At 74.6% G+C, this 11,511-nt stretch carries 7 protein-coding genes; 3 read left to right on the forward strand and 4 right to left on the reverse strand.

The features are described from left to right. Nucleotides 1-47: 47 nt before the first annotated feature. Nucleotides 48-1,763, forward strand: coding sequence for a thiol reductant ABC exporter subunit CydD (gene cydD / locus GC722_RS06635; protein WP_156609235.1), 1,716 nt, complete (start codon nucleotides 48-50; stop codon nucleotides 1,761-1,763). Next, complete coding sequence (gene cydC / locus GC722_RS06640) at nucleotides 1,760-3,382, forward strand: thiol reductant ABC exporter subunit CydC (RefSeq protein WP_156609237.1); 1,623 nt, start codon at nucleotides 1,760-1,762, stop codon at nucleotides 3,380-3,382. The genes cydD and cydC overlap by 4 nt, the downstream gene beginning before the upstream one ends. Here the strand turns inward: cydC and GC722_RS06645 are convergent. Then, entirely contained in the window at nucleotides 3,357-3,917 is a 561-nt protein-coding gene (locus tag GC722_RS06645; protein WP_156609239.1) for an adenylyl-sulfate kinase, read from the reverse strand. The two genes, cydC and GC722_RS06645, sit on opposite strands and share 26 nt — an antisense overlap. Nucleotides 3,918-4,149: 232 nt before the next feature. Between GC722_RS06645 and GC722_RS06650 the strand changes: the two genes are divergently transcribed. After that, entirely contained in the window at nucleotides 4,150-7,302 is a 3,153-nt protein-coding gene (locus GC722_RS06650) for a family 20 glycosylhydrolase (RefSeq protein ID WP_197429868.1), read from the forward strand. Between the two features lie 381 nt (nucleotides 7,303-7,683). On the opposite strand, the gene GC722_RS06655 is transcribed toward GC722_RS06650, so the two are convergent. From GC722_RS06655 to GC722_RS18215, 3 genes are all read right to left on the reverse strand, one after another. After that, nucleotides 7,684-8,400 (reverse strand): SDR family NAD(P)-dependent oxidoreductase, encoded by a 717-nt coding sequence (locus GC722_RS06655; RefSeq protein WP_156609244.1) that lies wholly within the window; start codon nucleotides 8,398-8,400, stop codon nucleotides 7,684-7,686. A gap of 76 nt (nucleotides 8,401-8,476) precedes the next feature. Then, nucleotides 8,477-10,243 carry a dihydroxy-acid dehydratase gene (locus GC722_RS06660; RefSeq protein ID WP_331714641.1) on the reverse strand — a complete coding sequence of 589 codons (1,767 nt, stop codon included), beginning with the start codon at nucleotides 10,241-10,243 and terminating at the stop codon, nucleotides 8,477-8,479. Continuing rightward, entirely contained in the window at nucleotides 10,230-11,390 is a 1,161-nt protein-coding gene (locus GC722_RS18215) for a Gfo/Idh/MocA family protein (RefSeq protein ID WP_331714466.1), read from the reverse strand. The genes GC722_RS06660 and GC722_RS18215 overlap by 14 nt, the downstream gene beginning before the upstream one ends. Between the last annotated feature and the right edge of the window lie 121 nt (nucleotides 11,391-11,511).

Raw genomic sequence — 11,511 nt, forward strand, 5'->3', positions numbered from 1 at the left:
CGTGAGCGCGTCCGCCCCGACGAGGGCGCCCTCAGCCAGGGCTACTGATGCGGCGCGGCTGGACCGGGCGCGTCCTCGCCCTGCCCGGCAGCCGCGGCCTGCTCCCCGTCTGCGTGCTGCTCGCCCTCGTGGTGGCCGCCGCGGTCGCGGTGCAGTGGACGCTGCTGGCCCGGGTGGTCGGGCGGGTGGTCGACCAGGACGTGGCACCGGCGGCCCTGCTCCCGCTGCTGGCGGGGGTGGTGCTCGCCTGGTTGGTCCGCTCCGGGGCGCTGGCGGTGCGGGACCGGACGGCGGCCCGGGCCTCCTCCCGCGTCCGCGCGGGGGCCCGTCGTGCGCTGGCGGAGAAGCTGCTGCGGCTCGGGCCCGAGGCGGCGGCCGGCGAGCGGGCGGGTGAGCTCGCCAGCACGGCCACCGAGGGCGTCGCACGGCTGGACGCCGTGGTGGGACGGTTCCTGCCCGGCGCCGTGAACGCCGTCGTGGTGGCCGGCTGCCTGCTGGTCCTCGTCCTCGTCCTGGACCCGCTCAGCGGGCTGCTGCTGCTGCTCACGGGCCCGCTGCTGGTGGTCTTCCTCTGGCTCGTCGGGACCCACGCCGGCCGCGCCGCCGAACGCCAGTGGGAGTCCCTCGGGATGCTGGGCGCCCTGCTCGTCGACACCCTGCGGGTGCTGCCGGTGCTCGTCGCCCACCGCCGCGGACCGTCGGCCGCGCGCTGGCTCGCCGGGGTCGGCGAGGCCTACCGCACGGCCACCCTGAAGGTGCTCCGCACCGCGTTCCTGTCCGGGTTCGTGCTGGAGCTCGGCGCGGCGCTGTGCACCGCACTCGTCGCGGTGACCGTCGGCATCCGGCTGTTCGAGGGAGGGCTGGAGCTCGAGCGGGCGCTGCTCGTGCTGCTGCTCGCCCCGGAGTTCTTCGCCCCGCTGCGCGCGCTCGGGGCCGACCAGCACGCCCGGCTCGAGGGCCGGCCGGCGGCCGAGCGGCTGTTCGCCCTGCTCGACCAGCCGGAGCCGCCGCGCGGCCGCCGACCCGTGCCGCCGGGGGTCCCGCACGTCCGGCTGGTGGGGGTGACGGTCCGGGCCCAGGACCGGGTGCTCCTCGACGCCGTCGACCTCGACCTGCCACCCCGGTCCCGGACGGCCCTGGTGGGGCCCAGCGGGGCGGGGAAGACGACCGCGGCCCGGGTGCTGCTCGGACTCACCACCCCGTGCACCGGGGCCGTGCTGGTCGACGGGGTGCCGCTCGCCGAGCTCGACCCGGACGCGTGGCGGGCGCGGGTCGCCTACGTGCCCGAGCGGCCGTGGCTGCTGCCGGGTTCGGTGGCCGACAACGTCCGGCTGGGGCGCCCGGACGCCGACCACGCCGCGGTCGGACGGGCGCTGGCGGCGGCCCAGCTGCTCGACGTCGTCCGCCGGCTGCCGCGCGGGGTCGACACCGTGCTCGGCGAGGACGGCGCCCGGCTCTCCGGCGGGGAACGGCTGCGGCTGGCCCTCGCGCGCGCCTTCGTGGCCGACGCCGGGCTGGTCGTCCTGGACGAGCCCACGTCGCAGCTCGACGCCGCCGGCGAGGCCGCCGTGCTCGCCGCCCTCGACACCCTGGCCGAGGGACGGACGGTGCTCACCATCACCCACCGGCAGGCTCCCCTGGAGCTGCACCAGCGGGTCGTGCGGCTCGCGGGCGGGCGGGTCGCGACGGAGACCGGGGTGGCCGCGGGGGAGGGCCTCACGGTGACCGGCACGGTGCCGGCGGGCGGGGAGAGCCGGGCATGAGGACCGTGCTGGCGCTGGTACCCCGCGGGCGGGGGCTGCTGGCGGTGCTGCTCGGCGCGGCCGCGGTGCTCACCGGCACGCTGCTGCTGGCCACGTCGGGGGCGTTGATCACCGCGGCCTCTCGGCAGCCGGAGTCCCTGCTGGTGCTGCTGCCCATGATCACCGCGGTGCGGCTCTTCGCCGTCTCCCGGGCCACCCTGCGCTACGCCGAGCGGGTGGTCGCGCACGACCTCACGCTGCGGGTGGTCGCCCGGCTGCGGGTGCTGGTGCTGGAGCGGCTGGTGCCGCTGGCGCCCGCCGCCCTGCTCGGCACCCGCGGCGGCGAGCTGCTGGCCCGGGTCCGCAGCGACGTCGACGAGCTGCAGGGGGTGGTCCTGCGGCTGGCGGCCCCCGTCGCCGTGGCCGCGGTGGCCGGCGGGGTCGCCGTGGGCCTGACCGCGACCGTGTCGCCGCCGTCGGCCCTGGTGCTCGCGGTGCTGCTCACCGTGCTCGGGGTGGCGGTGCCGGTGCTGGCCGCCCGGGCCGGCCGCGGCGCCGCCGTCACGACCGCCCGGGCCGAGGCGGCGACGGGGGCGGAGGTGCTGGACCTGGTGCGCGGGCTGGCCGACCACCTGGCCTCCGACGGCGGACGCACGGCGCTGGCCACGCTGGACCGCGCCCTGGCCGCCCAGCAGGCCGCCGAGACCCGGACCGCCCGGCTCACCGCCGCCACCACGCTGGCCCGCGAGGGCGTCCCGGTCCTCGGCGTCGTCGCCGCGCTGTGGTTCGTGGGTCAGGACGTCACCACCGGCCGGACGGACCCCGTGCTGCTCGCCGCGGCCGCGCTGGGTGTCCTGGGGGCCTTCGAGGCCGTGGCGTCGCTGGGTCCGGCCTGGGCCTCGGCCGGGCGGATCCGCGCCGCCGCGGCCCGCGTGACGGCGCTGTCGGCACAGACCCCCGTGGTCACCGCCCCGGAGCAGCCGGCGCCCCGCCCGGCGGGGTGCGGCCTCGTGCTGGACCAGGTGGGGTTCAGCTACCCGGAGGCCAGCAGTCCGGTCCTCGCCGGGATGGATCTCGAGGTGGCGCCGGGGGAGAAGGTGGCCCTGGTCGGGCCCAGCGGGTCCGGGAAGAGCACCGTGCTCGCGCTCGCGCTGCGGTTCTGGGACCCCACCTCGGGGCGCGTGCTGCTGGGCGGCGTCCCGGCCGACCGGCTGGCCCTGGACGACGTGCGCGCGGCGGCCGCGTGGGCCCCGCAGGCGCCGCAGCTGCTCGGGGGGACGCTGGCCGGCAACCTGCGGCTGGCCCGCCCCGACGCCACGCCCGCGCAGCTCGAGGCGGCGCTGCACGAGCTGGGGCTCGGGGAGGTGCTGCAGCGGGTCGGGCTCGACGGCTGGATCGGTGAGGCCGGGGAGCGCCTGTCGGCGGGGGAGCGGGCCCGGGTCGGGCTGGCCCGGGTGCTGCTCGGCCCCGCCCCCGTCCTGCTGCTCGACGAGCCCACCGCGCACCTGGACCGGGCCGGCGCCGACCGGGTGCTGCAGCTCCTCCTCACCGACCCCCGCGCCGTCCTGCTGGTCACCCACGACGAGCAGCGGCTCGACCCGGCCTGGCGCGTGGTCAGGCTGGCGGGTGCTCCGGGCTGAGCCGTGCCCAGACCGCGGCCACGACCTCCTCGGCGCTGTGCCGGCCGGTGTCGAGGACGAGGTCGCAGGGGTCCATCCCGGCCCGCAGCTCCTCGAACCGGCGGTACGTGCGCCGCAGGAAGGCCGGGTCCTTCGACAACCCCCGCAGCGGGTCGCCCTCGACCCGTCGCAGCGCCGCGTCGAAGGAGCTGAGCAGCAGCACCCGCAACACCGCCACGTCGCCCGGCACCGACGCCATCAGCGCGTCGGTCTCCTGGCGGGAGAAGACGGAGCCGTGGGCCACCACCACGTCGACGTCGGTGGCCAGCCAGCCGGCGACCAGCGCGCCGTGGGCGCGGTGGGCCTGCTGCCAGTGGTGCGTGGTGAGGCCACCGGGGGCGGCCACCATCCGGGCCACCTCGTCGACGTCCAGGCAGGCCACGGTGTGCCCGGCGCCGACCAGCCGCTCGGTGAGCAGCCGTGCGACGGTGCTCTTCCCGGCGGCGACCGGTCCGGTGACCAGCACCAGCCGGGCGGTCGGTCGCGGTGTCGTCATCGGGAGCCGAACCTACCCCGCCGTGCCCGCCGGCGATGTCAGCGGGAGCGCAGAACTATCAGCCACTGATAACGCCGGAGCCCTTGTGGCCCGCTCCCGCGGGTCCCTAGGTTGTCGCCGAGCCGCGGAGGTCCCAGGACGACGGTGTCCGGCCGCGGCAGGACGGAACACCCCCATGCGCCGTAGTGCTCGTACCCCCCGGCCGAGGCACGCCCCGGCCGTCTGCCTGCTGGTGGCCTCGCTCGCCGCCATCCTCGCCCTGGCGCCCGGCAGCGCCTCCGCCGAACCGCCCGGGACGCCCCCGACGGCCTCCCGCGACGTCGCCCGGGACGGCACGGCGACCGCGGCGAGCGTCTACACCGGCGACCCCGCGCGGTTCGCCGCCGGCCACGTGAACGACGGCGACCTGTCCACCCGGTGGGGCTCGGACTACGCCCGCGACGGCGTGGTGGAGCCGCCGGCCAGCGACCACGACCCGAGCGCGGACTGGGTGCAGGTGGAGCTGGCCGAGCCCAGCCCCGTGGACCACGTCGTCATCGTCTGGGAGACCGCCCACGCCGCCGAGTACGAGCTGCAGGTGTCGACCGACGGGTCGCGCTGGACCACCGTGGTCGACGTCGAGGACGGTCGCGGTGGCCGCGAGGTGCTGCAGGTCGACCAGCCGGAGCCCGTCAGCCACGTGCGCATGCAGGGTGTCCGGCCGGCCACCGGCTGGGGCTACTCGATCTGGTCGCTGGAGGTGTGGGACGGTCCCGCTCCCGGCAGCGGTGAGGCCGGCCGCATCCTGCCCGCCCCGGTGAGCCAGCAGCCGGGGGAGGGGCCGGCGTTCCAGCTGACGGCCGCCACCCGCATCTCGGCCCCCGACCCGGACGCGGCCGCGGTCGCCGGACTGCTCGCCGAGGAGCTGCGGCCCGCCACCGGGTTCGCCCTGCCGGTCGTCGACGACCCCGCCGGCGACGGCGACATCGGTCTCGACCTCGTCGCCGACCTGCCGCTCGAGGAGCAGCCAGGCGGTGAGCAGCAGGAGGAGGCCTACGTCCTCGAGGCGACCTCGAGCGGCGTGCGCATCGCCGCCACCAGCCCGCACGGGCTGTTCAACGGCACCCGGACGCTGCGCCAGCTGCTGCCGCCGGAGGTGTACGGCGACGTGCTGCGCCCCGGTCCGTGGCCCGTGGAGCCGGTCCGCGTCGAGGACCACCCGCGCTACGGGCACCGCGGGCTGATGATCGACCCGGCGCGCAACTTCATCGAGGTGGACGAGGTCAAGCACATCATCGACGACCTGGCCGCCCACAAGGGCGACGTGCTCCACATCCACCTCACCGACGACCAGGGCTGGCGGCTGCAGATCGACAGCTGGCCGCGGCTGACCGAGGTCGGCGGGGCGATGTCGATGCCGGGCGGACGCACCGGGTTCTACACCCAGCAGCAGTTCGGCGAGCTGGTCCACTACGCCGCCGAGCGGTTCGTGCAGGTGGTGCCCGAGATCGACATGCCGGCCCACTCCACCGCGGCCATCGCGGCCTACCCGGAGCTGACCTGCGGCGGGGGCGTGCTCTGCCCCACCAGCGAGCGCACCTACGAGTTCATCGACGACGTCCTCGGCGAGGTCGCGGCGCTCTCGCCCGGCCCCTACCTGCACATCGGCGCCGACGAGGCCCCGATGGCCCACGACGACTACGTGGGCTTCGTGCGACGCGCCGAGGACATCGTGCAGAGCCACGGCAAGACCATGATCGGCTGGTCGCCCAGCCCCGGCGTCGGGCTGGACCGGGAGACGGTGCACCACTACTGGCAGGACCAGAGCCGCGAGATGACCCCCGCCTGGTTCGAGGCCCGGCACCCGGTGGTGCTCTCGCCCACCCAGCAGCTCTACCTCGACTACCCCTACCCCGGCTACGACACCCGCCGCGCCTACAGCTGGGACCCCGCCGACATCACCGACGGCTGGACCGGGGAGTCGCTGAACGACCACGGCCTGCGGCAGGAGGACGTCCTGGGGCTGGAGGCCCCCATCTGGGGTGAGCGGATGCTCGGCGGGCTGCCCGACATCCAGCACCAGGTCTACCCCCGCCTCGGCGCCGTGCTGGAGAAGGCCTGGTCGCCGGCCGGGGCCACCGCCGACGCCGCCCCGCTGCTGGGACGGATGCAGACCCAGGGCGCCCGGTGGCTGTTCTCCGGCACCACCTTCTACGTCGACCCCGAGATCGACTGGACCGGGGCGGCGGCCGGACGCGTGCTGACCCTGGACTCCGGACGCACCGTCCGCGGTGACGTCGCCGACCTCGCCGTCCCCGGCGTCGACCCGGCCACCCTCAGCGCCACCATCGACTGGGGCGACGGCTCGTCGGACCCCGCCGAGGTGGTCGGCGGCACCGGCAGCCGACCCGCACTGGTCCGGCTCCGGGGCGAGCACACGTACCCGGCCCACGGCGACCACACCGGCACCGTGCGCGTCACCGGCCCCCGCGGGCTCGAGCTGAGCGCCACCTTCGAAGCCCGCACCGTGCCGCTGCTGGCGGGCGTCGCCGCGGCCGACGAGTACGTCGAGGACGGCAGCGCCGAGGTCGAGATCGAGCTGTTCAACTCCACCGACCGCCCGCTCCGGGCCGTGGTGACCCCCGCCGGGCCCGACGGCGTCCGGTTCACGCCCGGGAGCCGGCCCGTGGCCGTCCCGTCCGGCGCGGTCCGGACCGTCCGCTTCACCGTGCGCTCCACCGCCCCGGCCGGGCCGCTGCCGCTGACCTTCGCGGTGAGCACGACCTCAGGTCGTGACCAGGTGAGCCTGCCGGAGCTGTCGGTGGTGGTGGAGCAGCCGCACCGCGACCTCGCCGCCGCCTACGACGGGCACGGCATCACCGACGACGCCGACCCGGGCCCCCGCTGGCTGGGCGGCGGGATCGACGGCGACGGCTCGTCCTTCTCCTGGCAGGCCCTGGCCGAGCAGGGCGTCACCCCCGGTGGCGTCGTCGAGCGCGGCGGGTTCAGCTTCCGCTGGCCCGACGGCGGCGGGGACCCCGACCACGTGATCGCCGACGGCCAGCTGGTGGAGCTGGCGGGCCGTGGCCGGGAGCTCGGGCTGCTGCTCACCGGCGCCTACGCCCCGGTGTCGGGCACCGGCACGCTGCGCTACAGCGACGGCTCGGTGCAGGAGTTCCAGCTGCGGACCCCGGACTGGCACCAGCCGGGGACGTCGGAGGCGGAGCTCGTCGTGGCCACCGGCTACAACAACTTCCGCGACGGCACGCAGGTGCAGCGGCCCGCGAACGTGTTCCTGCAACGGGTGCCGCTGGACCCGGCGAAGACCCTGACCCACCTGGAGCTGCCCACCTCCGACCAGGGCGGCCCGTTTCACCACCGGGTCTTCGCGGTCGCCCTCCGCTGAACCGCGCCGGTGTGGTGCACGTCACACCGCCGCGCGCGTCACGGGCCGTGCTCCCGTGCGTCCTCCTGGTGAGGTCGCGACGAGCGCACCGCGGAGATGACGGTCGGGGGACACGTCCGCGGCAGCACCACCGGCCCCGGACGACAGAGGGCCCCGTGCGCACACGCACGGGGCCCTCTGCTGGTTGTCCGGGGCCGCCGGTCAGATCGCTCCGCCCGGCGGGCGTCACCACCTATGAAGTGGCCCTCGCTGCGCTGAGACGGGGAGCGACTGTGGAGCCGAGCCGGGACGTGTGCAAGCCGGACGCGACGGACGGGCCGCAGGCGCGCGGGCGTTCGCGGCCCGGAGCCGACGCCCGGCCGTCGTGCGGCGTCGCGTCGATCAGAAGGTCGCCGACAGGCCCCCGTCCACGGCCAGCGAGGTACCAGTCACGTAGGTGTTGTGCGGGCTGGCCAGCCACGCCACGTGGCGAGCCACCTCGACAGGCTCCCCGGCACGGCCGGCCGGCAGCTTGCCGAACCGCTGGTAGACCTGGGCGAACTTCTCCGTGGTGAGGTCGGTTCCGCGGGTGTCGATGAAGCCAGGTGCGACGGCGGTCACCAGGATGCCGTGCTCGGCCAGCTCCATCCCCAGCGTCCTGGTCAGCGCCGCCAGGCCGGCTTTGGAGATGTCGTAGGCCAGGCAGTGACGCGCGCCCCGGGAGCCGTGGATCGAGGTGATGTTGACGATGCGTCCGTAACCTCGTCGGGACATCCCGCGGGCCACAGCCTGGGAGAGGAAGACCGCAGCCTCGAGGTTGACCCGGAGCACCTGCTCGAAGTGATCAGGCTGCAGCTCCGGGAACGGTACGCGGCTCGGCACGGCGGCGCAGTTGACCAGGATGTCCAACGGCCCGTGCTCGTTCTCCACGCGGCTCACCAGACCAGGGATCCCGGCTGTGTCGGCGAGGTCGAACTGGTGGTGGGGGCGCCCGTCCGCGGCCGGGTCGACGTCCACGGTCACCACGTCGCAGCCCTGCTCCTCGAACGTGTCGGCGATCGCCGCTCCGATGCCGCGGGTCCCTCCAGTGACCAGGGCTCGCTGTCCAGTCAGGCTCATCGTCGTCTTCCTCCTGTGCTGTCGGACCGCCGTGGCGACGGTTCCACGGATTCGTCGGGGTGCTGCGTGCTCAGGGTCAGGAACGGCCCACGACCGGATGCACGAAGCGCCGGGACTCGGGGGTGGGACCGGTCAGGTAGTCCAGGTCGCAGCCCTGCGGTGCCTGCAGGACGTGCTCCTGGTAGTGGCGGGGCCAGCCGCGCAGGTGCTGCCGTGCAGGGGGATCGGTCTGCTGCCTCCGCCGATCGAGTTCGGGCTCGTCCACCTCGAGGTCGAGCCGTCGCCGCTCCAGGTCCAGGGTGATCCGGTCACCGTCGCGCACCAGCGCGAGTGCGCCCCCCACCGCGGCCTCGGGCGCCACATGCAGCACGACGGTGCCGAAGCTGGTGCCGCTCATCCGCCCGTCGGTCACCCGCACCATGTCCCGGACCCCTGCGGCGACCAGTCGCCGTGGGATCGGGGCCATGCCCCACTCCGGCATGCCCGGGACGCCGACGGGTCCGCAGCCACGGACCACCAGCACGTCCTCCGGGTCGACCGCCAGGTCCTCGTCGTCCAGCCGGACCCGCATCTCCTTGTAGTCGTCGAACACCACCGCCCGACCGGAGTGCTGCAGCAGGTCCGGGCTCGCCGCCGCGGTCTTGATCACCGCACCGGAGGGCGCGAGCGTGCCGAAGACCGCGGCCAGGGTAGGACCGGGCCGCAACGGCTCCGCCACCGTGCGGATCACTCCAGAAGGCGCAGGTGCGGCAGCCGCGATATCCGCCAGCGGTGCCCCCGACGCCGTCGCAACGCCACCGTGCAGCAGCCCGGCCGGGATCATCGCCGCGGCCAGCGAGAGCAGCCCCCCGGCCTGGTGGAAGTCCTGGATCAACCGCGTCCCGCACGGCTCCACGTCGACCAGCAGCGGGACGTCCGACCAGAGCCGATCGACCCGCTCGAGGGAGCAGTCGAGCCCCAGCCGGCCGGCGACGGCGGCCAGGTGGACGACCGCGTTGGTCGATCCACCGACTGCCGCGAGCAGGCGGAAGGCGTTGTCCAGAGCCGGCTGGGTGAGCCGGTGCTGCGGCAGCTGGTCCTGCTGGACCTGGCGCACGACCTGCACCCCGGTGGCGTGGGCCAGCCGGGCCAGCTCACCATCGGCGCTGGGACAGCCGGTGCTCCCGGGCAGGGCCATGCCCAGCGCCTCAGCCATCAAAGCCATGGTTGAGGCGGTGCCCATCGTGTTGCACGAACCGGGACCGGCGCAGCTCAGCACGCGCTCGACCTCGCCCCACTTCTCGGCGTCCACCAGGCCGGCCCGGCGCTGCTCCAGCAGCCGCCACAGGTCGGTCCCGCTGCCGAGCGGACGGCCGTCCAGCCGGGGAGCGCTCCGCGCGCCACCCAGCAGCAGCAGCGACGGGAGCTCGACGCTGGCCGCGGCCATCAGCGCGGCCGGCACGGTCTTGTCGCAGTTGGCGAGCAGGACCAGACCGTCGAGGGGATGTGCCCGTGCGTTCTCCTCCAGCTCGATGGCCAGAAGGTTGCGGTACAGCATGGCCGAGGGCTTCATGAGGTCCTCGCCCAGCGACATGGCCGGGAAGCGGACGGGGATGCCGCCGGCTTCGCGCACACCTCGCTCGAGCTCTGGCAGCACCAGCTCGAAGGCGGCGTTGCACGGGTTCAGCCCGCTGCTCGTGTCGGCGATGCCGATCACGGGTCTGCCGCGGTCGTGCGGTCCGACGCGCAGCGCGACGCGGTTCAGGACCGCGACCTCGTCGTCGCCCTCGAACCACTCCGCACTGCGGTACCGGGCCGCCGGCCCTTCGCCGCGGCCCTCTCCGTCACGCTCAGAGGCCGAGATAGCCGGTCTCCTTCCAGATCTTCTCCGCCTCGGCGACGGCCGCGTCGCTGGGCACCAGCTGACCGCGGACGCTGGGCCAGGGCTGACCGGGGCGGCGGTCCTCCGGCCACGGCGACCAGTCGTCGTCCTCGTGCAGCTTGCGCTGCTCCTCGTCCCGGAAGTCCGGCAGGTCGAAGGCGGCACCGTCCTGCAGCGCCGACTTCCAGGCCAGGATGCCTACTACCGACATCGCCACGGCCCGGTACACGTCGAGGTAGGGCTGCTGGCCGGAGCGGATGGCTTCGGCGAAGTGATAGGAGGTCCAGAAGTCCCCGCCGCCGTGGCCCGCCCGCTGGGCGAGCTCCTCGTGCCTCGGGAACCGGGCTTTGAACACGATTTCCTCGTGCTCCTCCGGCCCGATCTCCCAGGCGTTGCGGACGACACGGACGGACTCGTTGCTGACGTTGTCCAGCCGGCCCTCGAAGCCGTGCACCCGGTAGTAGTTGCGGTAGCCGGCGAACCCCCCGGTGAGGATCCGGAAGACGGCTCCGTTGTCCATGCGGCACAGGATCACCGCTCCTGGGTCGCTGGTCTTGACCCGGGTACGGAGCTGGTCGTCCGTGGCGGCGATGGCCAGGGCGTTAACACTGACGGGTCGGGTGTCGGTGATGTACATCAGGGGCGCGACCGCGTGCGTGCAGTAGTAGGTCGGCGGCATGTTGTTGCGCCAGTGGTCCAACCCGGGGGCGATCCGCATCGACTCCCGCGGTGGCATCGGGTGCACGTACTCACCCTCGGCGTAGCGCACCTCGCCCACCACACCCTGCTGGTAGAGCCGGCGCATCTCCTGGTTGGTGGCGAAGTAGGGGTAGTTCTCGGCAAACATGTAGATGAGCCCGCTCTTCTCGACCTCACGGCACAGCTCCACCCCCTCCTGCAGGGTCTTGCAGGCCTGCGTCTCGCTCATCACGTGCTTGCCGGCCCGCAGCGCCTTGATCGCGAAGGGGACGTGCTGGTGGAAGTAGTTGGCGACCACCACGGCGTCCATCTGGAACTGCAGGAACTCGTCGTAGTCGGTGAACACCTCGACCTCGGGGTGCGCCTGCTTGAACTCCTCGAGCTTGACCTCGTTCAGGTCGCAGACGGCGACGAGCTTGATGCCCAGCACACCCGAGTCCCTGGCGAAGGTGCGGCCCCGGGAAAGCCCGAGGACCCCGAGTCGGATAGGTGTCGGTTCTTCGTTGGTGGTCATGGTCTTCCTTGTGGGATCGGTGGACGGGCCCGGGCGG

Origin of the sequence: Auraticoccus cholistanensis, from assembly GCF_009742705.1 — a bacterium.
Lineage (GTDB): Bacteria > Actinomycetota > Actinomycetes > Propionibacteriales > Propionibacteriaceae > Auraticoccus > Auraticoccus cholistanensis.

Coding starts and splice junctions, on each gene's coding strand:
- cydD (WP_156609235.1), top strand. CDS start 48: ATGCGGCGCGGCTGGACCGGGCGCGTCCTCGCCCTGCCCGGCAGCCGC.
- cydC (WP_156609237.1), top strand. CDS start 1,760: ATGAGGACCGTGCTGGCGCTGGTACCCCGCGGGCGGGGGCTGCTGGCG.
- GC722_RS06645 (WP_156609239.1), bottom strand. CDS start 3,917: ATGACGACACCGCGACCGACCGCCCGGCTGGTGCTGGTCACCGGACCG.
- GC722_RS06655 (WP_156609244.1), bottom strand. CDS start 8,400: ATGAGCCTGACTGGACAGCGAGCCCTGGTCACTGGAGGGACCCGCGGC.